Raw genomic sequence first — 26,774 nt, forward strand, 5'->3', positions numbered from 1 at the left:
TCCGCCGCTCGTTTTTTGCATAAGCTGGAAAAATGAAAAAAACGTTGATGCTTTCCCTGCTGGCAGGGATGACGATGTTGCAGGGGTGTTCCGTGAAATCCAACGATGCGCCGCCACCGCCGCAGGTGAAACCGATCGGCATGGCGAACCCGGCTGACGTGTATTGCACCAAAATCGGCGGCAAGCTGAACGCCAAAGAGAACGCGGCGGGCCAGTATTCCACCTGCACTTTGCCGAATGGGCAGGAAATAGAAAGCTGGGAGCTGTTCCGGCGCGATCATCCGGTGAAAAAGTAACCCGCGCGGCGCCGGTTTTTCTGCCCGGCGCCCGATCAGAATTGGCGATCGCCTATCGGCTGCAGCTGCAGGCTGCCGTCCTTTTGCAGCGATAGCGGCAGGCGCCAATCGCTCTGCTTATCCAGGTTGAACGGCCTGGAGCGGAACATGCAGCCGGTCTTGATGTTCTTGATTTTCATCACGTGTTCCGCATCCGCATTGATTTTCACCTCGAAGCTGCCGGCGGCCGGGATAAAAACTTCCGCCAGCTGTTGCGGCGCCGCCGGCGTTTCCAGCTTGACCAGCACCGCGAAACCGTTGTCCCGGTTGTCCAGCGTCAGCCGATGAAGGCCGGTGGCAGGCAGCTGAGTCGGCTGATGCAGATAGCCGGCTGACGCAGGCCAAGCTTGCCCGGCATTATCATGCAGCGGTCCGCCGCACTGCTCACGCGCTTCGCGCTGCGGCAGTTCGCGCTTGATCGCGCGGTTGTAATCGGTGGGCGCGGAGAGGCTGAATTCGTCGTCATACTGGTGGGCGCGCAGATAGCGCTTGGCGCCGAGCACCCCGACGGCAACCAGCATGAAGAACAGAAATATCCTCAGGCGATTTTTAAAAATCAGCCCAAACAGCTTCCCGGGTAATTGGAACAGCCACCTTGCGATCGTCAATAACATCGTTTTCCCTTTGCGCCCAAGCCGTTACGTCTGCGGTAACTTCGCTTGCCTCAGTATAGCCAAAGCGTTGCCACCGGGCGGCATGCGCCATGAAATTCCTGTTTTTTTACCCCAAACCTTCCTCTAACAGCAACAGCAGCAGGAAGCCGGCAAAGAACATCGCGGTGGCGAACGGGGTCTCTTTCCCGCCCTCATGCGCTTCGACCAGCAGCTCCTCGGTCACCAGGTAGAGCAGGGCGATCAGGCCAAAGGCCAGGAAGGCGGTCAGCCAAAATGCGCCCAGCATGGCCACCGGGGCCCCCAGCAGGCCGCCGATGGGCAGCAGCAGCGCCAGCCCGACGATCGCCGCCATGGCGCGCAGCCGTCTGCCGAGGAAATCTTTCAAATCGCCGACGATCGACAACCCCAGGAACAGCACCTCCAGCGTTAACGCCAGCGTCAACAGCAAACCGGCTTTGGCGCCGGCCGCGAAGGCAATGCCCAGCACCAGCCCATCGATGAAGATATCGACGCCGACTGCGGCGATAAAGCCGACCGGCCCCTGTGCCTTTTCGCCCAGCCGGCGAACCAACAACATCAACAGCACCCCCGCGGCACCGCCCAGCAATACGGCCACGGGCGACTGCTGTTTGAGATCGGGCAGGATCTCAGTGGCTGCGGCGGCGAAAACGATGCCGGCGGTAAAGTGATGGATGACGCGCATCGTGGCGTCGCCGGGGCGACGATAGAGCGCCACCGCCGCGCCGATGACGGTAGCTGCGGCGGGAAACAGGGTATAAAGCACGGCGGAGGTCATCGCGTAATAATCCCTTTATCTGTGATGTCTCTCTCAGTCTAGATGAGCGCCGTCGATTCAGCGTGGTGAAAAAATGTTTGTACGATTTTGTTCATTTTTGTACATTTGTGATCACTTTAGCATCAGCGGGCTTATGTGATGTCCAAATTGTTACCGAATGAACGCCACCAGGCTATTCTCGAAACGCTCCGCCAACAGGGGCGGGTGCTGGCTCTGGAGATGGCGCAGCGGCTGAATACGACTGAAGCGACTATCCGTCGCGATCTGCGCCAGCTGGCGGCGCAAAACCTGTGCAAGCGCATCTATGGCGGCGCGTTGGCGCCAACGCCGGCCGATGGCCCGGTTGCGGCGCGCATGGCGCTCAGCGGCGATGAGAAGCTGGCGCTGGCGCAGACCGCGCTGGCGCTGATCGGCGAAGAACAGCTGATTTTCCTCGACGCCGGCAGCACTCACCTGTATCTGGCGGAGTTGTTGCCGCGCGATCGGCGTTTGACGGTGGTGACCAATGCGTTGAGCATTGCCGTGAAAATGCTGGAACGGCCGGAGATCCGCACCATTCTGATCGGCGGTGAACTGGATGAACAGGTCGGCGGCTGCGTGGACGCCAAGGCGGCGGAAGAGATCGACGGCTTTCATTTCGATCTGGTGTTCACCGGTATCTGCGCCTATGACCCGGACGGCGGTTTTTCCGCGCTGAGCTATCAGGACGCCACCTTCAAAAAGCGGCTGCTGAGGCGCGCCGGCAGCGTGGCGGTGCTGTGTACCCGCGACAAACTCAATACCTACGCCCCTTATCCCTTCCTGCCCGCCGGGCGGGTGGACCATCTGGTGACGGCGCGCGGCGCGCACCCGCAGCTCGAGTTGCAGGTGGCGCAAGGCGGCGGCCAGGTTTGGCACAGCGACTTATCGACCGGAGAATGATGATGAAAATAGCCCATGTTGCCCTGTGGACCCGCGACATCGACGCGCAGCTGACGTTCTGGCAGCGTTATTTCAACGGAGAGGCGGGCGAGGAGTACGTCAGCCGCAATCGGCCAGGGTTCGTTTCCCGTTTCGTCAGCCTGGCGGCCGGGCCGACGCTGGAGATCATGCGCGTGCCGACGTTGTTGCCGGCGCAGGCTCAGGAGGAGCGGGTGGGCTGGGCGCACATCGCGCTGTCACTGGGGGATGAGCGGCAGGTCGATCTGCTGGCGCAGCGCGCACAGCAGGAAGGCATCTTGCTGTCCGCGCCGCGCTGGACCGGCGATGGCTTCTACGAGGCCGTCCTTCGCGATCCGGACGGCAACGCGATCGAAATCACCGCCTGATCACTCTTCTTCGATGCTGGCGAACTGCTCGCCCAGATAATCGAGCAGCAGCCGCACCGCCGGCAACAGGCCGCGGCGCGACGGGTAGACCGCATGCACCACGCCGCCCTGCGGCTGCCAGCCCGGCAGCAGCTGCACCAGCTCGCCGCGCAGCATATCGTCGCGCATCATCATCGCCGGCAGCTGAACGATGCCGGCGCCGGCGATGGCGGCGGTGCGCAGCATCAGCATGTCGTCGGTGACCAGCCGCGGCGTGTGCTCCCATTCCACCTGTTCACCCTGCGGGCCGGTCAGCCGCCATTGGTGCTGAGCGCGCGCCGGGCCGAGATCGAGCGTCGGGTATTTGCGCAGGTCTTCCGGCGTTTGCGCCGGCCCGAGAGTGCGCACTAGCGCCGGGCTGGCGGCGACGCACCAGGTGCGTTGCGCCAGGATCTTCAGCACCAGATCGCTGTCCTCCAGCGGTGGCGGCCGCACGCGGATCGCCAGATCGAGCCCTTCACCTACCACGTCCACCCGGCGGTTAGTGGCCTCCAGATGTACCGTCACCTTGGGGTAATCGGCCATAAAGGCCGCCACCATGCTGCCGACGCGGGTGTGCAGGATCGCTACCGGACAGGACATGCGCACCGTGCCGCAGGGTTCGGCGCGCGTCTGTTCGATCGCCTGCTGTGCCGCTTCCGCTTCCACCAGCATCGCCTTGCAGTGCGCATAATAGGTTTGGCCGATCTCGGTCACTGAGAAACGCCGCGTCGAGCGCTGGATCAGGCGCACGCCCAGCCGCTCTTCCAGCAGTGCCACGCGGCGGCTGAGTTTGGATTTGGGAATGCCCAACGCCCGGCCGGCGGGGGCGAATCCCTGGTGATCGACCACGCTGGCGAAGAAAAACAGGTCGTTCAGATCGGTCTGCATCGTAGCCCTTATCGTTCCACCAGTAGAACGCTGAGTGTACATCTTGCCTACTACTGCAGCAAACCCCGGCAGATTAAACTTCTGGCATCAACTTAAGGCCGTGAGGTCTGAAACGGGAGTTCAAGATGAAAAAAATCCTCGGTATTCACAACAGCCCGGAAGCGCACTGGGTCGGTAACGGTTTCCTGGTGAATTCGCTGTTCTCTTATAACGATTTGGGGGCGGAAATGAGCCCGTTCCTGCTGCTGGATCACGCGGCGCCGACCAAATTCCGCTCCGCCTCCGGCACCCGCGGCGTGGGTCAGCACCCGCATCGCGGTTTTGAAACGGTGACCATCGTCTATCAGGGCGAAGTGGAGCATCGCGACTCGACCGGCAGCGGCGGGGTGATTGGCCCCGGCGACGTTCAGTGGATGACCGCCGCCTCCGGCATCCTGCACGAAGAGTTCCATTCGCGGGACTTCTCGCGCAACGGCGGCACCATGGAAATGGTGCAGTTGTGGGTCAACCTGCCGGCCAAGGACAAAATGGCCGAGCCGGGTTACCAGACGCTGCTGAACGCCGACATTCCGGTGGTTCCGCTGGCGGACGGCGCAGGGCAGGTGCGGGTGATCGCCGGTGACTTCGGCGGCCATGCCGGACCGGCGCGCACCTTCAGCCCGCTCAACGTGTGGGACATGAAGCTGAATGCCGGCCACACCACCACGCTGACGGTGAAAGAAGGCCATACGCTGGCGCTGGTGATGTTGCACGGCGCGATCCTGGTCAACGGCGAAGAAGTAGTGCGCGAAACCCAAATGGTGCGTTTCGACCGGGCGGGGGACTCGATCACTATCGAAGCCAACAACGACGTCGCGCTGCTGGTGCTGAGCGGTGAACCGATCGATGAGCCTATCGTCGGCTACGGCCCGTTCGTGATGAACAGCGACGCGGAAATCCAGCAGGCGTTCCGCGACTTCAACAGCGGCAAGTTCGGCAGCATGAAGACCGAAGCGAGCGTCGGTTGATGCCTGCGCCTGGGGCGGGAAGTGCTCCCTGGCTCAGGCGCTACACTTAAACCTCAATGCCCCGTCACACCGGCGGGGCATTTCATCCGCAACATCAAACCCCACAGGAGTAAAACCATGACTGCAAATTACAAACGCCTCGACAAGGACCAGGCCGCCGTATTGCTGGTGGATCATCAGGCAGGGCTGCTTTCGCTGGTACGCGATATCGATCCCGATCGGTTTAAAAACAACGTGCTGGCGCTGGGTGATTTAGCGAAGTATTTCAACCTGCCGACCATTTTGACCACCAGTTTTGAAAACGGCCCCAATGGCCCGCTGGTGCCGGAACTGAAAGCCCAATTCCCCGATGCCCCCTTCATTCCGCGTCCTGGCCAGATCAATGCCTGGGACAACGACGACTTCGTCAAGGCGGTGAAAGCCACCGGCCGCAAGCAGCTGATCATCGCCGGCGTGGTGACCGAAGTGTGCGTGGCATTCCCGGCGCTGTCTGCGCTCAATGAAGGTTTCGAGGTATTTGTCGTGACCGACGCCTCCGGCACCTTCAATGAACTGACCCGTCAGTCGGCCTGGAGCCGCATGGAGGCCGCCGGCGCGCAGTTGATGACCTGGTTCGGCGTCGCCTGCGAGCTGCACCGCGACTGGCGCAACGATATCGAAGGCCTGGGCACGCTGTTCTCCAACCATATCCCGGACTACCGCAACCTGATGACCAGCTACAACACGCTGACCAACGGTAAGTAACGCGACGGCCCTTTACCCAACCTTTCGCCTTTCATCACGTTAGACGCGGGATGTAAGCAAAGCGCAGCGGGGCGAAAAGGTAGCGAAAAGCGGCTTTCTCATTGGCCGGGGGCGGGGTAGCGTAATCCCGAACCCGGCAAATGAGGCTAATTCAATGAAACAAGCAATCAAGATCCTGGCGCTGCCCTGCATGGGGGCGGCGCTGCTGTTCAGCGCGAGCGCGATGTCGGCGCCTGAGAAGCCTGCGGCCAATGCGTTGCCGCCTTTGATGGACGCGCCGATGCGCATGCCGCCTTTCCCGGGCGGGCACCCGCCCAAGCCGGGTTTCTGCCGCGGCGGCGAGCTGTTCTGCGCCACCTCGGCCAGCGATAATCCGGTGGAGACCATCAACAAACTGACGGCGGTGATCCCAGCCGGCACCGCCAAACACTATGAAGTGCGCATCGCGGTAGTGGCCGTGCCTGACACGCCGCCTGCGCCTTAACGGGCCTTGTCATCCCGCTCTGGCCCGTACGCTCAAGGCGCGTTAGGCTAAGGCGAGCGTTTATCGGGAGGCGGGATGACCCCTTTATCACAGCTGCCTTACCTCCAACCCGGCGATCGCGCGCTGTTGTTCGACGGCGAATGCAATCTGTGTCATGGGCTGGTGAGATATTTGATTCGCGCCGATCGGCAACGGCGCATTTTGTTGGCGACGGTGCAATCCGTCGAAGGACAGGCGATCCTGCAGGCGTTGGGATTGCCGACCGATCGTTTCGATTCCGTGGTCTATGTTGAGCAGGGGCGTTATTGGCTGCGTTCGGCGGCGTTGTTTCAGGCGCTGCGCCAATTGGCTTGGCCATACCGCGTGCTGGCGCTGGGGCGTTATCTGCCGTCGAAGCTGGCGGACAAGGTGTACGACGCGGTCGCCGGCAATCGCTACCGGCTGTTTGGCCGTAGTGACGGCGCCGGTCTGCCGGGTGCCGATCAGCCCGGGCGCTATCTGCCGCGGCGACGGGAACCGCCGGCCTGAGCTTTACGCTTCTTTACCATCCAACCGCTTGAAATATCAACACTCCAGCTCCATATAATGGAACGTTCAGCCAACAAGGAGCGCGTATGGGAATCAGTGAAGAAGAGCACATCCGCCGTTTGACCCAGGAGAAAAACGACATGGGCAATACGGCGAAATGGGTGGCGATCGTTTCCGCCGTGTACTTTGCCTTGATGGTGTTTTACGGCCATCCGACCGGCGTGCTGGCGATGTCGGGCGCGGTGTTCATCGTCTCTGCCACCACCTGGTTGAAAAAACGCCAGAAGGTCAAATCTTATCGCCTGGCGTTGGCCAAAATCAGCGACGATCAGCCCTGATAGTCGCAGCGCCTTAGCGTATACACCAGGCTCGGCGCCGCGCCGGGCACGTCATCCAGCGTATCCGCCCGCTGCATACCGATCTTTTCCAGCACTCGCCACGATGCCTGATTCTCCGCCCGCACAATGGCGGAAATCTCCTCCAGACCTAATCCGATAAAACCGTACCGCAATGAAGCGCGCGCCATTTCGGTGGCTAGCCCCATGCCCCACACGCGGGTGTCGAAGCGATAGCCGAGGTTCACGGTGCGCTGCGCGCCGAGCGGTTTCCAGGACAATCCGCCAAAGCCGATAATCCAATCCGGCTGTTCGCGCAGCGCGAGCGCCCAGGAGCCGTAGCCGTGTTGATGCCAGCCGGCGAGCCGGTCTTGCAGCGCCGAAGCGGCCTGCGCTTCGCTGGTAAGCGGGCCGGCGGGGTTAAAGCGCTGGGTTTGCGGATCGCCGAAGATGGCGTAGAAGCGTTCGAGGTCCGCCATCACCGGCGGGCGCATCTGCAGGCGTTCACTGAAGAACGGATCTGAAGGCGTAAAGCTCATCGTCGTTTCTCCTGGCTGGATAAATGAACAGCGTTCACTGTAGTCCAGATCGGCGAAACGGGAAATCCCCCTCTCAGGGCGAGAGGGGGAACGGGCATTACAGGAAGGAATCGTCGTCGTCGTTGTAATCGTCGTCGGCGTAGTCCGTGTCGTCCTGATAGTTGGCGTTTTGGAAGCCGTTGTCCTGGTTCAGGAAGCTGCCGCCATCGCCGTTGTTGAAGGTATCAAGGTTGTTGGAGGCGTCGAAATTGCGCATCGCGCTGTCGTCCAATTGCGCCGGGGTCTCTTCGATAATGTTCACGATTTCCTGCGGTTGCGAATGGCGGAACATGCCGGTCAGCATGTCGGCCAATACCACGCCGCCGGCGACGCCGGCCGCCGTTTGCAAGGCGCCTCCCAGGAAGCCGCCGGCGCGTGAAGGCGCCGCCTGCTGAGGTTGGGCATAGGCAGGCTGTTGCTGCTGCTGTTGCGCGTAGCCCCCCTGCTGCGCGTTGTTCCAGGCCGCCGTATTTTGCTGCTGCGCCTGATACTGTTCACGCGGGCTCGGCGTGCTGCGGTTGCCGCCGCCGAACAGCCCGGCCAGGAAGCCGCCGCTGCTCTGCTGGCCGTTGGCGTTTTGCTGCAGCTGAGCCACCTGGGCCTCAAGCTCTTTGACCCGCTGGTCCATCTGCTTGAGCGCCGCTTCCTGAATGATCATCGCCTGCGCCATGTAATAAGGGGCGGAAGGTTGCTCGCGAATATGCTGATTGATTTGCTGCTCTGCCTGGAGATCCCGTGGGCCAGTCTTGGTCTCGGCTTCTTTCAGGCGGCCAAACAGACCATCGATAAGGCGTTGTTCTTCGGATTGCATAGGAGTACCTCAGGAGATAAATAACGGTGCTGGATGATCACTATCATCGGTAACAATCACCCTAGCGCGTTTGCGTGAACCAATAAATAAATGGTGGGTAAACCTGTCTATGAATTTGTTACCAATTACGGCAGCGGGATCAGCATCACCAGCTTCAGGCCGCCGTGTTCCGCCGGGTGAAAGGTGAGCTGGCGATAGCGCAGCGCGCCTTGCTGAGGATGCTCGAAGGTTCTTTCGCCGCCTTCGCGCGCCATCACGTCATGCTGCTTCCACCAGTGATTAAAGTCCGCGCTGTTGTGCGTCATGTTGCGCACAAAGGCGCGCATCTCTTCGGTATTTTGATGATGGCTGGTCTCGGCGCGAAACTCGGCCACCACGCGGCGCGCGCGTTCTTCCCAATCGCTGACCAGCGTTTTCGCCAGCGGGTGGAAGAACATGAAGTGCAGCAGGTTGGGGCTGTTGGCCGCATCCAGCCAGCCGCTGAACAGCGTCGCCGCCTGCGGGTTCCAGGCGACGACGTTCCAGGTCACGTCCAACAGATAGCAGGGGACCGTCATCTGATGCACGCTTTGCAGCACCGCGTCATTGGCGGTTTCGCGGTGCGTTTCCTGCTCAGGATCGGCGACGCGCGCCAGGGTAAACAGATAGTGACGTTCGGCGGGGCCGAGCCGCAGCGCCCCGGCGATGCGCGCCAGCGTGAAGGGGGAAATGGACACCTCGCGCCCCTGTTCTATCCAGGTATACCAGGTGGCGCTGATGCCGCTGATCTGCGCCAGCTCTTCGCGCCGCAGGCCGCTGGTGCGGCGCCGTGAAGAGCTGGGCAGGCCGATCATTTCCGGCGTGATGCGTTCGCGGTGCGCGCGCAGAAACGCACCGAGGGCTTTTGGCCCGGATAAGGCTTCTGATGACATTGCATGGTACCTATTTATACCAGGATAACTGCTCATATTGTACCCGTATATCAGCCTGATTATAGTAGCCGAAAGCCTTCAGGCACAGGCGCAAGCCGGATAATAACGGGAGCAAACATGAGCATCAGCAACAGTCACAAAAACGCGGTAGACCGGCAGTTCGGCGAGCAGGCCAACGCTTATTTAACCAGTGCGGTGCATGCGCAGGGCAAGGATTTGCAACGTCTCACGCAGTTGCTGGCGCCGCACGCCGATGCGCGCCTTCTCGATCTGGGCTGCGGCGCCGGGCACGCCAGCTTCACGGCGGCGGCCAGGGTGGCGCAGGTGGTGGCCTACGATCTGTCGGCGCAAATGCTGGCGGTGGTGAAGCAGGCGGCGGCGGAAAAAGGCCTGGGCAACATCCAACTGCAACAGGGGGTGGCGGAGTCGTTGCCGTTTGAGGACGCCAGCTTCGATCTGGTGATCAGCCGCTATTCGGCGCACCACTGGCACGACGTTGGCCAGGCATTGCGCGAAGTACGGCGGGTGCTCAAACCGGGCGGCAAAGCGATCTTTATGGACGTGGTTTCGCCGGGGCATCCGCTGTTGGATATCTATCTGCAAACCGTGGAAGTGCTGCGCGATACCTCGCACGTGCGCAACTATGCGCCGGGCGAATGGCTGACGTTGCTGACCGAGGCCGGGCTGGTGGTGCGTGAGGTGACGTCGGATCGGTTGGTGCTGGAGTTCGGCAGTTGGGTGGCGCGCATGCGCACGCCGGCGCATTTCGTTACCGCGATCCGCGCGCTGCAGCAAAGCGTGTCGCAAGAGGTGGCGGCGCATTTCGCCATTCAGCCGGACGGCTCCTTTACCAGCGATATCATGATGTTTGAAGCGACGAGAGGCTGAAAGCAACGGGGCAGCCGATAAAGGCTGCCCCGCGAAACGCTATCGACAAGATGCGCTTATTTTTTGTCTTCCAGCAGGCAGCGGTAGATCAGGCCGCCGATAATGCCGCCGACCAGTGGCACCAGCCAGAATACCCACAGCTGCTGCAGCGCCCAGGTGCCCTGGAAGATCGCTACGCCGGTGCTGCGCGCCGGGTTGACGGAGGTATTGGTCACCGGGATGCTGATCAGGTGGATCAGGGTCAGCGTCAGGCCGATCGCCAGCGGGGCAAAGCCTGCCGGCGCGCGCTTGTCGGTTACGCCGTGAATAACGATCAGGAAGAAGGCGGTGAGCACCAGCTCAATCACGATCGCGGCTTGCAGAGAATAACCGCCTGGTGAGTGTTCGCCGTAACCGTTGGAGGCGAAACCGCCTGCGGTGGCGTCGAAACCGGCTTTGCCGCTGGCGATCAAATACAGCACCGCCGCTGCGGCGATACCGCCGATGACCTGAGCGATAACGTAAGGAATAACGTCTTTCGCCGCGAAACGGCCGCCGGCGAATAAGCCGACGGTGACCGCCGGGTTAAAATGCCCGCCGGAAATATGGCCGACGGCATAGGCCATCGTCACTACGGTCAGGCCGAAAGCGAGCGCGACGCCGAGGAAACCAATACCCAGCTGTGGGAATGCCGCTGCTAATACTGCGCTACCACAACCACCAAACACCAACCAAAATGTGCCAAAAAATTCAGCAAAAAGTCGCTTTGACATAGATTCCATCCTGCGGAATAGACTAACGGGCGTTAGCACTAAAAACTATAGAACAGCTTTTTCAGTTCATGCAGATATTCTATAGAATTTTCTTAATGCACCTTGAATAACGGCGGTATTAAATCCCCGGCATTTTATTTTGTCTATGGGAAAAACACCGTTTTTCACCGCACTGGCGCGCGTTTGCCGATTTTTTTATCTTCGCTATGAGAATTTACCCTAAGCGAAATGACGGGCTATTTCCGGGCATTTTTTTCCAGCGGTTTTCTCCATTCAATACGCTCGGGTTAATTGCTAATTTCTATTTGCCAGCCAATCATATTGCCTGTTTTACATTTGACGAAGCGCCTATTGTCATCTAAGTGTCATGCTAAATTAATATCGTCTTCTGCCTGACAATGCTTCATTCAACCTCGGGTAAAAAAACATGAAAATAAAATCGCTCTCCCTGCTGTTGGCTTCACTGTTTCCTGTATTGGCTCATGCTGCTGATATTGAGGTGGCGCGTTATGTGGTCGGCTTCCCCGGCGGGGAACGCGTCGCCTATCAGGGGGAGTTCGCCAAAAATTTCCCGCAGGGATTGCCGGTGGGAATTGGCTCCGGGCTGACGTTCAACCGGAAACAGGGCGACGATCTGGTGCTGACGACGCTGACCGATCGCGGCCCTAATGCCGATGCCCCGGCGGTGGGCAAGCAAGAAGCCAAGATTTTCGCCAATCCGCAATTCACGCCTCTGTTGATGGACATCCGCATCGGCGGCGGCAAGGCCGTGGCCGAGAATGCACGGCCTTTGCATGACGAAAAAGGGCCGATTAGCGGACTGCCGCTGCCGAGCGAGCTGATTGGTTCCACGAACGAAGTGGCGTTGAATGACGCATTGCAGGCGCTGTCGGGCGATCGCCGCGGGTTGGATACCGAGGGCATTACCAGTGACGGCAACGGCGGTTACTGGCTGTGCGATGAGTACGGCCCGTTTCTGATCCATATCGACGGCAAAGGTAAAATTCTCGCCAAATACGGCCCAACGCCGCAGGCCGGCGAACAGGCGGTGGCGGGCGGTTTGCCGAACATCCTGAAGTGGCGCCAGCCTAATCGCGGTTTTGAGGGGCTGACCCGGATGCCGGATGGGCGCATTTTGGCGGCGGTGCAGAGCACGCTGGATGTCGATGGTAAAAGCAAAAACAAGGCGCAGTTTACCCGGTTGGTGAGCTTCGATCCGCGCAGTGGCAAAACCGCCATGTACGGCTATCCCATCGATGTCGACAGCTATAAAAAAGCCAAAGACGCCAAAATTGGCGATGTGGTGGCGTTGGACAATCAGCGCATCTTGTTGATTGAACAGGGCAGCGGTAAAGACAAAACGATGATCAACAAAATCTACCTGGTGGATCTCGCGCAGGCCAGCGATCTGAGCGCGTTTGACGGCCAGGGGAAAGCGCTGGAGTTCGACGACGCGAAAGATCTCGCTAAACGCGGCGTGAAGCTGGCGCAGAAACGGCAAGTGGCGGATCTGCGCCGGTTGGGCTGGCGCCAGGAGAAAGCGGAAGGGTTGGCGCTGATCGACGATCGTACGCTGGCGGTGATCAATGACAATGATTTCGGCTTGCAGGCGAAGCTGGTGGATGCGTCGCCAAAGAGCAAGAAAATCGGCGACTATCAGCTGGAGAAAGAAGGGCGGTTGAGCCTCGACGGCGACAAGACCGACGCCCGCATCGAATTGCGCCCGCTGGAGCAGCCGGAATCGCTGAGCGAGCTCTGGGTGCTCACCTTGCCGCAACCCTTGCAGTGAGCGATATCGGGGGCGACATCGCCCCCGTCAGACCGTTGACAAAGGAGAAAAAAACGTGGTTTTTCCTCCTTTGTGGCCATCAGCCGAAAATCAATAAATTGATTTTCCTTGTTTTTTATCCGCTGCTCTTTGCAAACCCGGCAATGGCATGAGTTTTGTCATCAATCTCACAGCGGGGGCGATAGCGCCCCCGTTTGCTTCAGGCTTCCGCCTGCCGCTGCGGCGCTCTGCCGCGCGAGATGCTCTCCCACACCGCCACCATCACCATGATCAGCGTCGTCAGGCCATTGACCATCAGCAGATCGGTTAAATAGGCGAAAGGGGCCAATACCGCCAGCGCCAGCAGCCCGACCAGATGCGACAGCGGGAAACGGTGATACACCAGCCGTTTGTACAGCGCATTGGCGAGCAGGTAAATCGCCGGGCCGAGCAGCAACACCGCCGCCGTGGCGTGTTGGATGCGGCCGTCGGGATGGGCGATCACCAGCTCGTTGGCCACGGCGCAGACGATGATCGCCCCCACCAGCGCAACGTGGACGTAATGGAAGTAAGCGCCCAGTTGGCCGGGGTTTTCCGCCTGGCTGATGGCGTGGCTGCCGGCTTTGCTGCTGGTGTCGAAGTAGACCCACCACATCGCCAGGCTGCCGAGAAAGGCCACCAGCGAGGCGATAAGCACCGGCGGGCTCCAGCTTTCCATCTCGCTCAGGGTGGCGCCGGTGATCAGAATGGTCTCCCCCAGCGCCACGATCACGAATAGCTGGCAGCGCTCCGCCAGATGGTGGCCTTCGATGGTCCATTCGCTGCTGCTGTCCGAGCGCCCCAGCACCGGCAGACGGAAACCGAACATCGGCGAGACGTATTCGCACAGTACGGCGATCGCCCACAGCGCCGGGCGCGCGCTGCCCTCCGCCAGCCCGCCGGCGATCCAGAAGACGGCGGAGATGCACAGCCAGCCGAGGATGCGGCGAAAGTTTTGCTTTAACGGGTGGCCGGGCTCCAGCAGGCGCAGCACGGTAATGGAACGCCCGACCTGGATGGCGACGTAGAACAGGGCGAAGATCAGGCCGCGTTCGCCAAACGCCTGCGGCAACGCGGCGGCGGCGAACAGCCCCAGCAGCATGATCGCGAACAGCAGCAGGCGGATCTGACGGGTATCCGGGTTAAACCAGTTGGTGACCCAGGCGGTGTATTGCCAGGCCAACCAGACGGCGAACCACAGCAGCAGGGTTTCCAGCGCCCCGGTCAGCGTCAGGTGATGCAGCAGATAGTGGGAGAGTTGGGTCACGGCGAAAACGTAGATCAGATCGAACAGCAGCTCGGAGAATGAGACCGAAGCGCCATGACCGTCACGCACGCGCAGCAGGTTTTGCGACATAAGCGTTCTTCCTTAAAAGGGTAAGCCACAAAATCAGCGTAGCTCAGCGCGCTCCGGCGGGTAAAAAATCTTAAATAGCGACGGCGCCCATTCTTTATCTCGCACCGTCTTTAATTGTTCATCAAATAGGGGTAAGGTGAGGTCTATAAAGTCATTCCCGCCTGAAAATACACACTCGCTCTCACTTCCTCCTTATTCTCCTCACAATGATTGATGTTCTTTACGTTGCATGACGTCCGTTTTCATTGGCTAGCGGATAATTAACATCACTGACCACGAGCTAATAAACAAGAACACCTGGAGTCAATCATGAAACTTATCCCAAGCATCGCAGCAGTCTTGATCGCCGCCGCCTCATTCTCCACTTTCGCCGCGCCGCTGTCGTCGGTGAAACAGGTTAACAGCGAGCAGGCCGCCAATCTGCAAAGCCTCGGCGTGGTGTCGGTTTCCGGCATTAGCGGTTCACCGCATGACGCCATTCACGCCCTGAAAGAAAAAGCCGCGGCGGACGGCGCCAGTCATTACCGCATCATCGGTCTGGACACCCCCGGGGACTCCAGCAACTGGCGCGGCAATGCGGAAATTTATCGCTAAGCGTTGACTTTTTACCCTTTGGCCACGGCAACGTGGCCAATAAAATAAACGGTCGTAATAATTATCTGGTAAGTCGGCGTATAAGCGGCTTATTTTCAGGTCATTATTACGACCGTTTTTATTTGTGCCGCTGCCGCTGAGGTTGCATTTGATTACAACTGTGTTCGCCGCTTTCGGAATCATGTTAATGAAGACTTAAGAAATTCGGTTCACATTGGGGGCTTAACCCAAGGAGGCCTCAATGTTAAATGCGACCCGGCTACAACTGATGAATCACTTCGCTTACCTGCAGCAATTTATGGCTTCACCGCGCACCGTCGGTACGCTGGCGCCTTCCTCCCCGTGGCTGTGTCAGGCGATGTTGAACCAGGTGGAGTGGACCCGGGCGCTGTCGATCGCGGAGCTGGGCGCGGCGGACGGCGTACTGACCAAACGCATCCTGGGGCGGATGCGCGCCGACGCGACTCTGGAGGCTTTCGAGATCCAACCCCATTTCGTGCATCGGCTGCGCGGGATTGACGATCGGCGGCTGCAGGTGATGGCCCATTCGGCGACCCGGATGGCCACGGATTACGACGTGGTGTTTTCCTGTCTGCCGCTGCTGTCGATCCCGCTCAGGATCAGCGCGCGCATTCTTCAGCAGGCCCGGCAACGGCTGCTGGCGCGCGACGGCACGTTGGTGCTGTTCCAATACAGTCACCTGTCGGAAAAATTGCTGTCACGCTATTTTCACTGGAAACGCCTGCGGGTAGTGCGCAACTTCCCGCCGGCGCTGGTGTATGTTTGTACCCCGCGTTAACTACAGTTTCTTCGCCATCACCACCACCTCTTCGTCGTGCTGCCGGCGGCGTTCAAGGGGATGCCAACCCCAGCTGGCGTACAGCGCTTCCGACTTGTCGGTGATCAGATGCAAGACGGGATGATGGCGCTGCCGCGCCGCCTCGACGATCGCCATCTCCAGACGGTGGGCGATGCCCTTGCGGCGGTGATCGGGATGCACGAAGACGCCGGCCAGCCACGGGGTGAGGTCCTGGCGCTGATGATCGTCGCTGGGCCACAGGCTGGCCATCCCCACCGGGCGATCGCCGTCGATCATCATCAGCGTCAGGTGATCGTCGCTCGGCCGGCTGCATTGGGCGAAGCGCAGCTGGGTGCGCTCCAGCGAGCCGCCGCGCTGTGAGCCCCACTGGCCGAAGGCCCAGGCGGCGCACACATCGGCAAACTGCGGGCAATCCGACAGCGGAATGATGCGTTGAGTCATGGATGTCTCCCGATTCTTTTCTGGGTTCCCACCCCATTTAACCCATTTTTCGGCCATTTTTTTAACTTTTTAAAGCCGTTCTTTTAGCGGTTTCGCGGTGTTTCGCCCCGCGCCCGGCGTCGTTTCCCGGATTTCTTTTGGCAATCGCGGTGCAGGATTGCAAGTGCTAATGAGAGTGATTATCATGCGCACACTATTTCTCCGTTTCGGCTCAATCATGCGCAATTCCCTCATTTTACTGCTGCTTTCCCTGTGGTTCGGCCTGTTCCCCGCCCAGGCGAAAACGGTCACCGACATCACCGGCCGTCAGGTCGTGGTGCCGGATAACCCGCAGCGTATCGTGCTGGGAGAGAGCCGCATGCTGTATACGCTGGCGCTGCTGGAGCCGGGCAACCCGGCGCAGCGCATCGTCGGCTGGCCGGCGGATCTGGCGCGCTTCGATGCGCAAAGCTGGCAGCTTTATACGCAGAAGTTTCCGCAGATCGCCGCGATCCCCGTTATCAGCGGCAACAATTTTCGCCAGGTCAATATCGAAAGCCTGCTGCAGCTGAAGCCGGATCTGGTGATCCTGGCGCGCTACGCGCGTGAAGACGGCGACAACGATCTGCTGGTTTCCGCGTTGAACAAGGCCGGCGTGGCGGTGATCTATGTCGATCTGCGCATCGATCTGCTGAACAACACCGTGCCGAGCGTGCGGCTGCTGGGCGACGTGCTCAATCGCCAGGAGCGCGCCGAGCAGTTCATCGAATTTTATCAGCAGCATATGGCGGTGATTCAGCAACGGCTGGCGGGCTATCAGGGGGCGAAACCCAAAGTGATGCTGCACCTGCATCTGGGGCGACGCGACACCTGCTGCACCACCGCCGCGCACGGTAATCTCGGCGATCTGCTGACCTTCGCCGGCGGTGACAACATCGCCAACGCCAGCGTCAAAGGCGTGTATGGCGAACTGAACCCGGAAACCATTCTGAGCGCCAATCCCGACGTTTACCTCGCCACCGGCATGGCCGGGCCGCAGGGCAAACGGCTGTCCGACTTGCGCCTCGGGCCGCAGGTCAGCCCACAGGAGGCTGCCGCCAGCTTCCACCAGTTGATCGCCAAACAGCCGATGCTGGCCAGCCTGCAGGCGGTGAAAAACCACCGTGCCTGGAGCGTCTGGCACAATTTTTACCTCAGCCCGTACCACGTGGTGCTGGTCGAGATGTTCGCCAAAGCGTTTTACCCGGATCTGTTCGCCGACATTAACCCGCAACAGACCTTCCAACAGCTGTATCAGCAGTTTTTGCCGTTACCTTTTTCAGGGACCTATTGGAGTCAGTTAGATAATGAATAACAACAAGCGCGGTTGGTGGTGCGCATTGCCTTTGGCGGCCTGCGCGACATCGCCGACGTGGGCGGCGGAAAAAAACGCGTCGCAGGACGAGAACCTGGTGGTGATCGGCCGTAAAGACGCCGACGGCGTGCAGAGCTATCAGCCGTTGACCAGCGTCACCGGCACCCGCAGCGAAACCAACCTGCTGAACGTGCCGCAGGCGATCGACGTGGTGCCGCAGCAGGTGATTACCGATCAGGCGGTCAGCAGCCTGGACGAGGCGTTATACAACGTCAGCGGCATTACCCAGGCCAACACGCTGGGCGGCACTCAGGACGCGGTAATGAAGCGCGGCTTCGGCGACAACCGCGACGGCTCCATTCTGCGCGACGGCGTGCGCTCGGTGCAGGCGCGCAACTTCACGCCGACCACCGAACGGGTGGAGGTGCTCAAGGGGCCGGCCTCGATGCTGTACGGCATGGGCGAGCCGGGAGGGATGATCAACATGATCACCAAAAAGCCCCAGCTGCAGCAGCATACCCACGTGGAGGGCTGGGGCAGCAGTTTCAACGGCGGCGGCGGCCAGCTCGACGTCACCGGGCCGCTCGGCACGTCGGGATTCGCCTATCGGATGATCGTCGATCACGATGAAACCGACTACTGGCGCAACTTTGGCCGCAATCGTCAGACGGTGATCGCGCCCTCGCTGATGTGGTACGGCGAGAACACCACCGTGCGGCTGGCCTACGAGCATATGGAATATCTGGTGCCGTTCGATCGCGGCACCATTATCGATTCGCGCACCGGCAAACCGGTGAATACGCCGCGCGATCGCCGTTTCGACGAGGCTTACAACGCCACCCGCGGCGATCAGGACAGCGTCACTTTGCAGATCGATCAGACGCTCAACGAGCGCTGGAAAAGCTCGCTGACCTACGCCTATAGCCGCAACAGCTACAGCGACAACCAGGCGCGCGCCACGGCGTTGAACCCGGAGAACGGTAAATTGAGCCGCCAGGCCGACTCGACCGCCAACGCCGTCAGCCATGCCAACGCGGTGCAGCTGACGCTCAATGGCGACGTGGACTGGGGCAGCATCAACCACCAGATGCTGTTCGGCTTCGATTTTGAGGATAACCGCACCTACCGCGGCGACATGATCCGCGGCAAAAAGAACGGCGATTTCAATATTTATCATCCGGTATACGGCCTGATGCCGCCGTCGACGGCGGTCAGCGCCAAAGACAGCGACCAGCGGGAAAACCTCACCAGCTACGGCTGGTTTATGCAGGATTCTATCCAACTGACCGATAAATGGCTGGTGATGGGCGGGCTGCGTTACGACGCTTTCGACGTCTATGCCGGCAAGGGGCGGCCGTTCCAGACCAACACCGACAGCTCGGACGGCAAGCTGGTGCCGCGCGCCGGGGTGGTGTACAAGCTGACGCCTTATGTGTCGCTGTACAGCAGCTATACCGAGTCGTTCAAGCCGAACTCCTCCATCGCCACCCAGATCGGTTCGCTGCCGCCGGAGCAGGGCAAATCCTGGGAAGTCGGCGGCAAGCTGGCGCTGCCTAACGGCGTCACCGGCACCCTGGCGCTGTTCGACATCACCAAGCGCAACGTGATGGTCAATGAGCTGGTGGAGGGCGAAACCGTGACGCGCACCGCCGGGCGCGTGCGTTCGCAGGGCGTGGAGCTGGACGTGGCCGGCAATCTCACCGATTCGCTGAGCCTGATCGGCTCCTATGCTTATACCGACGCCCGCGTGGTGGACGATCCGGACAACAAGGGCAAAGAGATGACCAACGTGGCGCGCCACACCGCCTCGCTGTTCCTGACCCAGAACCTGGGCAGTCTGGGCCTGTACAGCGGCGATGAGGTGCGCATCGGCGCCGGCGCGCGCTATGTCGGCCGCCGCCCGGGTGACGCTGCCAACAGCTTCTACCTGGATAATTACACCGTTGCCGATGCGTTCGCCGCTTACACCATGCCGATCAACGGCTATCGGGTGAAATGGCAGCTGAACGTGAAGAACCTGTTCGATAAAACCTACTACCCATCCAGCGGGGGCAACTTGCGCGTGGCGGTGGGGGAACCGCGTGAGGTGGTGCTGCGCGGCAGTATCGATTTCTAAGCCACGGGCGGTAAATAACCGCCCCAACGTTAAGGAGAACGCATGAGCCTGCAGATTCGTTTGGCGCAGCAGCGGGATATCGCGCATCTGATGGCGGTTGAACGCTCGGCGGCGCAGCTGTTTCGCCAGCAGCCGACATGGCGCTTTATCGCTGAAGGCGAGGTGATGACCCCGCAACAGCACGCCGCATTTATTGCCGATCGCCGTGAATGGCTGGCGGAAAGCGACCACGGCGAGTGCGCCGGTTTTATCGCCGTGCAGGCTCAGGGGGAAGATTGGCACATCGCCGAATTGTCGGTCGCCGGCACCTGGCAGCGGCAGGGCGTCGGCCGCCGCCTGATCGGGGCGGTGGCGGAAGAGGCCAAACGGCAAGGCGCCTGTCGCCTGACGCTCACCACCTTTATTGACGTGCCGTGGAATGCGCCTTACTACCGGCGGCTGGGATTCCGGCCGCTTGAAGGCGCGCAACTCACGGTCGCCCTGCGGCGGCATCTGGATGAGGATCTGGCGCATGGCTTTGCCGCCGGCAGTCGCTGTGCCATGGAATTTACACTATCGTAAATATTGAAATACAGAGCGGGCAGGGTATGATGCTGCCACCACGCCATCGCACCCGTTCGGTATTTTTGGTATGCAATGCACTCAAGTCACCGTATAAGGGACAACCCGTAATGACACAAACCCTGTTCATGGTAGGCGCTCGCGGAGCCGGCAAGACCACGGTAGGCAGCGCATTGGCGCTGGCGTTGGGCTATCAGTTCGTCGATACCGATCTGTTTATGCAGCAGGCGGCGCAGATGAGCGTGGCGGAAATGGTCGAGCGCGAAGGTTGGCTGGGGTTCCGCCGCCGCGAGACTATCGCGTTGCAGACCGTGACCAAACCGTCAACCATAGTTGCCACTGGGGGCGGCGCGATCCTGGCGGAGGAGAACCGTCAGTTTATGCGTCAGCATGGCACCGTTATCTACCTGCGCGCGCCGGCCAGCGTGTTGGCGCAGCGGTTGGAAGCCTATCCGGAAGATGCGCAGCGCCCGACGCTCACCGGCAGGCCGATCGCCGAGGAGATGCTCGAGGTACTGGCGGCGCGCGAAGCGCTGTATCAGGACGCCGCGCATTACGTGATGGATGCGGCGGCCGATCCGCAGCGGGTGGTGGAACAAATCCTCGCGGTGCTGCCGCGTGAGACGGTGAAATAACCTTTTCTTCTCTTCGGGCGCCGTGCGCCCGTTTCCCTATTCCGTTAGCCGAACTGCCGCAAAGTAGGCGCCGGGCGTGACGCCGAAGCGGCGGCGAAAGGCGGCGATATAGGCGCTGACGTTGTCATAGCCACAGGCGTCGGCCACCTCGCCGACCGCTTCGCCGCGTGATAATCCCTCCAGTGAACGCAATACCCGCGCCTGCTGGCGCCACAGCGCGAAGCCGATGCCGGTTTCCTGCTGAAAGCGGCGGCTCAGGGTGCGCGGGCTGAGCCCGGCCCAGACGGCCCAGTCGCGCTGGCTGCGCAGGCTGGCGGGATCGTTCAGCAGCGCGCGGGCGATGTTCAGCAACCGGGCGTCCTGCGGCAGCGGCAGTTGCAAAGGGGCGCCGCTCGCCGCGTGCATTTCGTCCAGCAGCACCTGCAGCAGCCGCCGTTGCGGCGCACTCAGCGGGCCGGCAGGGAACTGCGCGATGCGTTCCACCAGCGCCTGCAACAGCGCAGAGGCCGTGAACAGCTGCGGCTGCAGCGGCATCTCCGGCGCGCTTTCCACCGGCAGATACAGACTCCAGCCCGCCACATCGCCGCAGGCCAGGGCCTGATGGGCGCACCCCGGCGGCAGCCAGCCCAGCGTGCCGCCGGTGATCGCCCATTGCCGGCCGGGCAGTTCCAGCGCCAGCATGCCGCGCGTCAAGAGATAGATCTGGCCGCCTTGGTGCTGATGCCAGGGCGTCAGGTACTTTTTTTCATGCTGAAGGCGTTGGCTGCGGATCTGCATCGTGTTGGCCGTTTAACGTTATTGAAAGTCCTGATGCGGTTATTATGCCATCACCCGACCGAGATAGGATCGCCATTCACCCTATTCGGAGAAACGTGATGACTCAACTTACCCCATTGAATCTGGTGCTCGATACGCTGCGGCAGATCGTCGCCAACCCGGAGCATCGGCCGGCCCAGCTCGCCGCCCGCTTCAGCGCGGACTACCGCCAGCAGGTGGATGGCAAGGTGCTGCACTTCGAGCAGTTTGAGCAGCATATGGCGCTGCTGAAGCGGCAAACCCGCCGCATGACGCTGAGCATCATCGCGGCGGCGGAGCAGGGCGAGGCGGTGCTGACCCACCATCTGGTCGAGGTGGAAAAGCGCGACGGTACCTGCAGCCGCGTGCGGGTGCTGGCGCACTTCACCGTGCGTGAAGGCCGCATTTGCGCCTGCGAAGAACTGACCGAGCTGTTGGCGGGCGCTCCCGGCGATCGCGATCTTGGCTCGCGCGTGTCGGAATGAGGGCGGCTGCTATACTTGCTACTGTGTGAAACACACGGGAGAACGGCATGCGCGAAAATGATCAACCTGCTTATCCACGGAGTGCCCGCGTCGTAGAGGTGTTTCGAGGCGACCCGAACCTGCATCTGCGCCGCTTTGAGGTGCGCACCGACGACATTGAGCCGAATACGTTGCTCAGTGAACATGAAACCGAGCAGGAAGCGCTCGACGCCAAGCATCGCTATGAAGACGAGGCGTTAGAGCTCTGACCTGCAGCCCAGCGGAAACCGGCGTCAGGCCGGTTTCCTGTTTATCCCCGCCTTAGCACATATTTCCCAGAACAATATTGATAATGATAATCATTTATGTGATTTTTATCGCCCCTATTGGGTGTTTCACTTCTGGGAAAAGAGATGTCCAATTCCGAGTTGCAGGCGCTGTTTCTGCGCCATATGCGGCCGCTGCAAGCCTACTTGAACGCCAAACTGCGCGACCCTCAGCTGGCCGCGGATTTGGCGCAGGAAAGTTTTACCCGCCTCACCGAGCAATACCCGCAGGGCAATATTCTCGATATCGAGGCTTACCTGTATAAAACCGCCAAGAATCTGATGCTTGACCATCTTCGGCAACAGCAGCGGCGACAGACTGATGCGGTAGAGGATGACATTCTGGCGCAGTATCCCTCCGGCGAACCGGCGCTAGAGCAGCTGGCGATTGACAGCCAAATGCTGCAGCTGTTGCAACAGGCGCTGGCGGGCATGCCGCCGCGCACGCAGCAGATTTTCCGGCTCAACCGGCTCGACGGGCTGACCCAGGCGCAGGTGGCGGCTCAGCTGAGCGTATCGCTCAGTACGGTGGAGAAGCATCTGGCCAGCGCGCTGGAGCGGCTGATGACGTTGATGGACGATCAATAATGACAATTTTTTTACGGGTTTATCCGCCTTCAGACGTCTTAACCTATAACCAGAAAAAACAGGGGTCTATGCCATCATGAATCCGCTAACCGCGCAGTCGCGGCAACAGGCGGCCGCCTGGGCCGTGCGCCTGGCCGAAGGGGCGCTGGCCGCCGACCAGCGGCGAGCGTTGGAGGCCTGGCTGGCCGATGATCCGCAGCATCCGGCGGCGCTGCGTCAGGCTCGCTTGCTGTGGGCGACGCTGGGGCAACTGCCGCCAGAACAGCGACAGGCGCTGCAGCCGCAGGTAGCGGCGCTGAAAACGCCATTTCGCCGTAGAGGAGCCCGCTGGGCGATGGCGGCGGCGGTGGCGATCGCCGTTTCCTTCGGCGTTTATCGCGGGCCGGATATATGGATCGGCATGCAGGCGGATTATCAAACCGTTCGCGGCGAGGTGCGCGAAGTCACGTTGCCGGACGGCAGCCGGGTGGCGCTGGACAGCGGCAGCGCGATCGCGCTGGCCTATTCCGCCAACGAACGCAAGGTGCGGCTGCTGAGCGGCGCCGCCTATTTTATCGTCGCACCGGTGAACGGGCCGGAAAAGCGCCCGTTCAGGGTAGAGGCGGAAAACGGCGTCACCCAGGCGCTGGGCACCGAGTTCAGCGTGGCGCGCACCGGGCAGGGCGTCGACGTCAGCGTGCATCAGCACAGCGTGCGGGTGACGCTCGAGCGCGGTGAGCGCTCGCTGGTGGTCGCGCAACGCCAGGCGGCGCATTACCGCAGCGGCCTGCTGTGGCTGACGCGGCAAACGGCCGGCGATGATGCCTGGCGGCGCGGCTGGCTGGTGATCGACCGCCAACCGCTGACGCAGGCGCTCGCGCAGCTCAACCGCTATCGCGAGACGCGCATCGTGGCTGTCACCCCTGCGCTGAGAGCGCGCACGGTAAGCGGCGTGTTCGCGCTCAATAAACTCGACGACGGTGTCAGCGCCATTCGTCAGGAACTCGCCGCCCGCCAACTGAATCTCCCCGGCATCACGCTGCTTTACTGAGCGGCGCAGGTGGGCCGGGACGCCCGTTTCGCCGCTATTTTCACTTTCTGTAAAAAATCTTTACGGGTTTTCACCCTCCGGAACGTCCTTATGTTTAAACGAGATTGATTTCCATTATCACTTGGTTTGGCATTCTTTCGGGTGGAACACACACGCATGTTTATTCACAAGGGAACCACGCCGGCCGGCCGCTTGGCCACGGCGGTACGCGCTGCGTTGGCGGCGATGGTGCTGACTCAGCCTGTTGTGGCGATCGCCGCGCAGGCTGAAGCGAGCGGCGCGCAGGCCGCACAGCAAAAGAATTTCAACATTGAAGCGCAGCCTCTGCAGAGCGCCATGCTGCGCTTCGCCGAGCAGGCCGGCATGCAGGTGTTTTTCGACGAGGTGAAGCTCGACGGCATGCAGGCGGCGGCGTTGAACGGCAGCATGAGCGTTGAACAGGGCCTGCGGCGCTTGATCGGCGGCAATCCGGTGGCTTTCCGCCTGCAGCCGCAGGGGCAGATCGTATTGAGCCGGCTGCCGGCGGCGAACGGCGATGGCGGCGCGCTGGCGCTGGATAGCCTGACGGTGCTGGGGGCCGGCGGCATGAGCGTCAACGACTGGGTTTACGACGAACCGCGCTCGGTCAGCGTCATCAGCCGCGAACAGATGGACAACCGCCCGGCGCGGCACACGGCCGATATTCTGGAACAGACCACGGGCGCCTATTCCAGCGTCAGCCAGCAAGATCCGGCGCTGTCGGTCAACATCCGCGGCATACAAGACTATGGCCGGGTGAACATGAATATCGATGGCATGCGGCAGAATTTTCAAAAGAGCGGTCATGGCCAGCGTAACGGCACCATGTATATCGATTCCGAGCTGCTGTCCGGCGTAACCATCGACAAGGGCACCACCGGCGGCATGGGCAGCGCCGGCACGCTTGGCGGCATCGCGACGTTCAATACCGTCAGCGCGAGCGATTTCCTGGCGCCGGGCAAAGAGCTGGGCGGCAAGCTGCACGCCAGCACCGGCGATAACGGCACCCACTTCATCGGCAGCGGCATACTGGCATTGGGGAATGAAACCGGCGATATCCTGTTGGCCGCCAGTGAACGCCACCTCGGCGACTATTGGCCCGGCAACAAAGGCGATATCGGCAACATTCGCATCAATAACGACACCGGCAATTACGATCGCTACGCCGAGAGCATCAAGAACAACAAAATCCCCGACACTGATTACCGCATGCACTCGCGACTGGCCAAGGTGGGCTGGAACCTGCCCGCCAACCAGCGCCTGCAGCTGAGTTATCTGCAGACCCAGACCGCGTCGCCGATCGCCGGCACGCTGACCAACCTGGGCACCCGGCCGCCCTATGAACTGGGCTGGAAGCGCACCGGCTACAGCGACGTGATGGCGCGCAACGCGGCGTTCGACTATAGCCTGGCGCCGGAAGGCGTCGACTGGCTCGATTTTCAGGCCAAGCTGTATTACGTCGATACTCAGGACGACAGCGATACCTACAGCACCAGCACGCTGCTGAACAACGGCTACGCGACGCGCACTCGCCTGCGCACCTATGGCGCACAGGCGCAAAACACCTCGCGTTTCAGCCTGGCACCGGGGCATGACTTCCGCGCCAACTACGGGCTGGAGTTCTATTACGACAAGGCCACCAGCGACTCTTCCCGTCAGGGCATGGAAGGGGTAACACCGGCCGGCAACCGCTCGGTCGGCAGCCTGTTCGCCAACCTGACCTACGACTACGACGGCTGGCTGACGCTGGAAGGCGGGCTGCGTTACGACCGCTATCGCCTGCGCGGCCAGACCGGTCTGAGCTACGCCGACTTCCCGTATACGGCGGAGAATCCCTGCAAACAGCTGCGGCTGCGCAACTGTCTGGCGACCACCACGCAGCAGGAGTGGAACGTCGATCGCGATCAGGGCAAGCTGTCGCCGACGCTGGCGCTGGCGGTGCGTCCCGGCGTGGAGTGGCTGGAGCTGTATACCACCTACGGCAAATCCTGGCGGCCGCCGGCGATCACCGAAACGCTAACCAACGGCAGCGCTCACAGCACCTCTACGCAATATCCCAACCCCTTCCTGCAGGCCGAGCGCTCGCGCGCCTGGGAAGTGGGGTTCAACGTGCAGCAGCCGGATCTGTGGTTTGAGGGCGATCGATTGGCGGCCAAGGTGGCTTATTTCGACACCAAAGTGGATAACTACATCAACCTGGCGATTAACCGCGACAAGCCGGGGCTGGTGCAGCCGAGCATCGGCAACGCCGCCTACGTCAACAATCTGTCGAAAACCCGTTTCCGCGGGCTGGAGTACCAGCTCAACTATGACGCCGGGGTGTTTTACGCCGACCTGACCTACACCCACATGATCGGTAAAAACGAGTTTTGCTCCAGGAACGCCTGGCTGGGCAATCGCCTGCGTTACGGCGCCAACTCCCGGCCGGGCAACTTCTACGCGGAGCAGGATCCGACGGCGAATGACGCCGTGTCCTGCGACGGAGGCTCGCAGTTCGGCACCGCCGCTTACCTGCCGGGCGATCGCGGCTCGGTGACGCTGGGCGGCCGCGCTTTCGATCGCAAGCTGGACGCCGGGGTGACCGTGCGCTTCGCGCCGGGCTATCAGGACAGCTCGGTGCCGTCCAACTACCCGTATCTGGCCGACTGGCCGAAATACACCCTGTTCGATCTGTACGCCAGCTACAAACTGACCGACAGCCTGACGCTGCGCGGCTCGGTGGAGAACCTGACCAACCGCGCCTACGTCGTTAGCTACGGCGAGACGCTGGCCAATACCCTGGGGCGCGGCCGCAGCGTGCAGGGCGGGGTGGAGTACCGTTTTTAAGCAGTAAAAGGGCGTTGCTCATCGTTGAGCACAGAGGTCGCCTCGCAAGGGGCGCCGTTCATCA

General features: G+C 61.1%; 32 protein-coding genes. 22 read left to right on the forward strand and 10 right to left on the reverse strand.

All coding sequences use genetic code 11. From position 1 onward, the window contains the following. Positions 1 to 32 precede the first annotated feature (32 nt). Complete coding sequence (locus AC6BYQ_RS10360) at positions 33 to 296, forward strand: putative hemolysin (protein ID WP_019454261.1); 264 nt, start codon at positions 33 to 35, stop codon at positions 294 to 296. A 35-nt stretch (positions 297 to 331) separates the two neighbouring features. Here AC6BYQ_RS10360 and AC6BYQ_RS10365 read toward each other — a convergent pair whose 3' ends face one another. Next, a complete protein-coding gene (locus AC6BYQ_RS10365) occupies positions 332 to 949 on the reverse strand; it encodes a hypothetical protein (protein WP_154747774.1) in 618 nt (205 codons plus the stop codon). Between AC6BYQ_RS10365 and AC6BYQ_RS10370 the strand changes: the two genes are divergently transcribed. Continuing rightward, positions 855 to 1,076 (forward strand): hypothetical protein, encoded by a 222-nt coding sequence (locus tag AC6BYQ_RS10370; RefSeq protein WP_162136464.1) that lies wholly within the window; start codon positions 855 to 857, stop codon positions 1,074 to 1,076. The genes AC6BYQ_RS10365 and AC6BYQ_RS10370 overlap by 95 nt on opposite strands. On the opposite strand, the gene AC6BYQ_RS10375 is transcribed toward AC6BYQ_RS10370, so the two are convergent. After that, positions 1,056 to 1,745: a ZIP family metal transporter gene (locus AC6BYQ_RS10375; protein ID WP_019454259.1), complete on the reverse strand. Its 690-nt coding sequence runs from the start codon at positions 1,743 to 1,745 to the stop codon at positions 1,056 to 1,058. The two genes, AC6BYQ_RS10370 and AC6BYQ_RS10375, sit on opposite strands and share 21 nt — an antisense overlap. Before the next feature lie 138 nt (positions 1,746 to 1,883). Here AC6BYQ_RS10375 and AC6BYQ_RS10380 point away from each other — a divergent pair, with 138 nt between their 5' ends. Both AC6BYQ_RS10380 and AC6BYQ_RS10385 read left to right on the forward strand, forming a co-directional pair. Further along, on the forward strand, positions 1,884 to 2,666 hold the full coding sequence (locus tag AC6BYQ_RS10380) for a DeoR/GlpR family DNA-binding transcription regulator (RefSeq protein WP_498056838.1): 783 nt from the start codon (positions 1,884 to 1,886) through the stop codon (positions 2,664 to 2,666). Positions 2,667 to 2,668: 2 nt separating this feature from the next. Next, a complete protein-coding gene (locus AC6BYQ_RS10385; protein ID WP_063918813.1) occupies positions 2,669 to 3,052 on the forward strand; it encodes a glyoxalase/bleomycin resistance/extradiol dioxygenase family protein in 384 nt (127 codons plus the stop codon). On the opposite strand, the gene AC6BYQ_RS10390 is transcribed toward AC6BYQ_RS10385, so the two are convergent. Further along, entirely contained in the window at positions 3,053 to 3,961 is a 909-nt protein-coding gene (locus AC6BYQ_RS10390) for a LysR family transcriptional regulator (protein WP_019454256.1), read from the reverse strand. Between the two features lie 125 nt (positions 3,962 to 4,086). On the opposite strand from AC6BYQ_RS10390, the gene AC6BYQ_RS10395 reads away from it, so the two are divergent. The 5 genes from AC6BYQ_RS10395 (at position 4,087) to AC6BYQ_RS10415 (ending at position 7,062) form a co-directional block, all read left to right on the forward strand. Next, positions 4,087 to 4,968 (forward strand): pirin family protein, encoded by an 882-nt coding sequence (locus tag AC6BYQ_RS10395; RefSeq protein ID WP_435981129.1) that lies wholly within the window; start codon positions 4,087 to 4,089, stop codon positions 4,966 to 4,968. 117 nt (positions 4,969 to 5,085) lie between these two features. Further along, positions 5,086 to 5,712 carry an isochorismate family cysteine hydrolase YcaC gene (gene ycaC / locus AC6BYQ_RS10400; RefSeq protein WP_004928476.1) on the forward strand — a complete coding sequence of 209 codons (627 nt, stop codon included), beginning with the start codon at positions 5,086 to 5,088 and terminating at the stop codon, positions 5,710 to 5,712. Positions 5,713 to 5,866: 154 nt separating this feature from the next. Continuing rightward, positions 5,867 to 6,196, forward strand: coding sequence for a hypothetical protein (locus tag AC6BYQ_RS10405; RefSeq protein WP_435981128.1), 330 nt, complete (start codon positions 5,867 to 5,869; stop codon positions 6,194 to 6,196). 75 nt (positions 6,197 to 6,271) lie between these two features. Then, complete coding sequence (locus AC6BYQ_RS10410; protein WP_498056839.1) at positions 6,272 to 6,724, forward strand: thiol-disulfide oxidoreductase DCC family protein; 453 nt, start codon at positions 6,272 to 6,274, stop codon at positions 6,722 to 6,724. A gap of 86 nt (positions 6,725 to 6,810) precedes the next feature. Further along, a complete protein-coding gene (locus tag AC6BYQ_RS10415) occupies positions 6,811 to 7,062 on the forward strand; it encodes a hypothetical protein (RefSeq protein ID WP_063918814.1) in 252 nt (83 codons plus the stop codon). Here AC6BYQ_RS10415 and AC6BYQ_RS10420 read toward each other — a convergent pair. From AC6BYQ_RS10420 to AC6BYQ_RS10430, 3 genes are all read right to left on the reverse strand, one after another. Next, entirely contained in the window at positions 7,053 to 7,598 is a 546-nt protein-coding gene (locus AC6BYQ_RS10420; protein WP_498056840.1) for a GNAT family N-acetyltransferase, read from the reverse strand. The two genes, AC6BYQ_RS10415 and AC6BYQ_RS10420, sit on opposite strands and share 10 nt — an antisense overlap. 97 nt (positions 7,599 to 7,695) lie before the next feature. Beyond that, positions 7,696 to 8,448, reverse strand: coding sequence for a DUF2076 domain-containing protein (locus AC6BYQ_RS10425; protein ID WP_019454250.1), 753 nt, complete (start codon positions 8,446 to 8,448; stop codon positions 7,696 to 7,698). Positions 8,449 to 8,573: 125 nt separating this feature from the next. Next, positions 8,574 to 9,359, reverse strand: a complete 786-nt coding sequence (locus tag AC6BYQ_RS10430) for a helix-turn-helix transcriptional regulator (protein ID WP_074055262.1) — start codon at positions 9,357 to 9,359, stop codon at positions 8,574 to 8,576. 117 nt (positions 9,360 to 9,476) lie between these two features. Here AC6BYQ_RS10430 and AC6BYQ_RS10435 point away from each other — a divergent pair, with 117 nt between their 5' ends. Beyond that, on the forward strand, positions 9,477 to 10,247 hold the full coding sequence (locus AC6BYQ_RS10435; RefSeq protein WP_019454248.1) for a class I SAM-dependent methyltransferase: 771 nt from the start codon (positions 9,477 to 9,479) through the stop codon (positions 10,245 to 10,247). 56 nt (positions 10,248 to 10,303) lie between these two features. Here AC6BYQ_RS10435 and aqpZ read toward each other — a convergent pair whose 3' ends face one another. Further along, positions 10,304 to 10,999 (reverse strand): aquaporin Z, encoded by a 696-nt coding sequence (gene aqpZ / locus AC6BYQ_RS10440; RefSeq protein WP_004940529.1) that lies wholly within the window; start codon positions 10,997 to 10,999, stop codon positions 10,304 to 10,306. A 427-nt stretch (positions 11,000 to 11,426) separates the two neighbouring features. On the opposite strand from aqpZ, the gene AC6BYQ_RS10445 reads away from it, so the two are divergent. Continuing rightward, positions 11,427 to 12,788, forward strand: a complete 1,362-nt coding sequence (locus AC6BYQ_RS10445; protein ID WP_498056841.1) for an esterase-like activity of phytase family protein — start codon at positions 11,427 to 11,429, stop codon at positions 12,786 to 12,788. Positions 12,789 to 12,987: 199 nt separating this feature from the next. On the opposite strand, the gene AC6BYQ_RS10450 is transcribed toward AC6BYQ_RS10445, so the two are convergent. Continuing rightward, positions 12,988 to 14,163, reverse strand: a complete 1,176-nt coding sequence (locus tag AC6BYQ_RS10450; protein ID WP_063918819.1) for a low temperature requirement protein A — start codon at positions 14,161 to 14,163, stop codon at positions 12,988 to 12,990. A gap of 309 nt (positions 14,164 to 14,472) precedes the next feature. On the opposite strand from AC6BYQ_RS10450, the gene AC6BYQ_RS10455 reads away from it, so the two are divergent. Both AC6BYQ_RS10455 and AC6BYQ_RS10460 read left to right on the forward strand, forming a co-directional pair. Next, positions 14,473 to 14,757, forward strand: coding sequence for a YdgH/BhsA/McbA-like domain containing protein (locus AC6BYQ_RS10455; protein ID WP_019454243.1), 285 nt, complete (start codon positions 14,473 to 14,475; stop codon positions 14,755 to 14,757). 241 nt (positions 14,758 to 14,998) lie between these two features. Then, a complete protein-coding gene (locus tag AC6BYQ_RS10460) occupies positions 14,999 to 15,556 on the forward strand; it encodes a class I SAM-dependent methyltransferase (protein ID WP_025160073.1) in 558 nt (185 codons plus the stop codon). On the opposite strand, the gene AC6BYQ_RS10465 is transcribed toward AC6BYQ_RS10460, so the two are convergent. Next, complete coding sequence (locus tag AC6BYQ_RS10465) at positions 15,557 to 16,018, reverse strand: GNAT family N-acetyltransferase (RefSeq protein WP_498056842.1); 462 nt, start codon at positions 16,016 to 16,018, stop codon at positions 15,557 to 15,559. It abuts the gene before it with no gap. A gap of 217 nt (positions 16,019 to 16,235) precedes the next feature. Between AC6BYQ_RS10465 and AC6BYQ_RS10470 the strand changes: the two genes are divergently transcribed. The 4 genes from AC6BYQ_RS10470 to aroL all read left to right on the forward strand — a co-directional run bounded on the left by AC6BYQ_RS10470 (position 16,236) and on the right by aroL (position 20,663). Then, positions 16,236 to 17,351: an ABC transporter substrate-binding protein gene (locus AC6BYQ_RS10470; protein WP_019454240.1), complete on the forward strand. Its 1,116-nt coding sequence runs from the start codon at positions 16,236 to 16,238 to the stop codon at positions 17,349 to 17,351. Then, a complete protein-coding gene (locus tag AC6BYQ_RS10475; RefSeq protein ID WP_498056843.1) occupies positions 17,344 to 19,467 on the forward strand; it encodes a TonB-dependent siderophore receptor in 2,124 nt (707 codons plus the stop codon). The genes AC6BYQ_RS10470 and AC6BYQ_RS10475 overlap by 8 nt, the downstream gene beginning before the upstream one ends. Positions 19,468 to 19,509: 42 nt before the next feature. Further along, positions 19,510 to 20,028, forward strand: a complete 519-nt coding sequence (locus AC6BYQ_RS10480; RefSeq protein WP_019454238.1) for a GNAT family N-acetyltransferase — start codon at positions 19,510 to 19,512, stop codon at positions 20,026 to 20,028. 110 nt (positions 20,029 to 20,138) lie between these two features. Continuing rightward, positions 20,139 to 20,663: a shikimate kinase AroL gene (aroL, locus tag AC6BYQ_RS10485; RefSeq protein ID WP_063918821.1), complete on the forward strand. Its 525-nt coding sequence runs from the start codon at positions 20,139 to 20,141 to the stop codon at positions 20,661 to 20,663. 36 nt (positions 20,664 to 20,699) lie between these two features. Here the strand turns inward: aroL and AC6BYQ_RS10490 are convergent, their stop codons facing one another. Beyond that, positions 20,700 to 21,440 (reverse strand): helix-turn-helix domain-containing protein, encoded by a 741-nt coding sequence (locus AC6BYQ_RS10490; RefSeq protein ID WP_498056844.1) that lies wholly within the window; start codon positions 21,438 to 21,440, stop codon positions 20,700 to 20,702. Between the two features lie 98 nt (positions 21,441 to 21,538). On the opposite strand from AC6BYQ_RS10490, the gene AC6BYQ_RS10495 reads away from it, so the two are divergent. The 5 genes from AC6BYQ_RS10495 (at position 21,539) to AC6BYQ_RS10515 (ending at position 26,710) form a co-directional block, all read left to right on the forward strand. Next, entirely contained in the window at positions 21,539 to 21,943 is a 405-nt protein-coding gene (locus AC6BYQ_RS10495) for a nuclear transport factor 2 family protein (RefSeq protein WP_498056845.1), read from the forward strand. A 47-nt stretch (positions 21,944 to 21,990) separates the two neighbouring features. Next, positions 21,991 to 22,191: a YaiA family protein gene (locus AC6BYQ_RS10500; RefSeq protein WP_004940491.1), complete on the forward strand. Its 201-nt coding sequence runs from the start codon at positions 21,991 to 21,993 to the stop codon at positions 22,189 to 22,191. A gap of 144 nt (positions 22,192 to 22,335) precedes the next feature. Continuing rightward, on the forward strand, positions 22,336 to 22,836 hold the full coding sequence (locus tag AC6BYQ_RS10505; protein WP_019454234.1) for an RNA polymerase sigma factor: 501 nt from the start codon (positions 22,336 to 22,338) through the stop codon (positions 22,834 to 22,836). 76 nt (positions 22,837 to 22,912) lie between these two features. Then, the gene (locus tag AC6BYQ_RS10510; RefSeq protein WP_019454233.1) at positions 22,913 to 23,866 is read left to right on the forward strand and encodes a FecR family protein; all 954 of its coding nucleotides are present in this window, start codon (positions 22,913 to 22,915) and stop codon (positions 23,864 to 23,866) included. A gap of 156 nt (positions 23,867 to 24,022) precedes the next feature. Then, entirely contained in the window at positions 24,023 to 26,710 is a 2,688-nt protein-coding gene (locus AC6BYQ_RS10515) for a TonB-dependent receptor (protein ID WP_342134955.1), read from the forward strand. Positions 26,711 to 26,774 lie beyond the last annotated feature (64 nt).

Source organism: Serratia sp. LTN-2, from assembly GCF_059740205.1.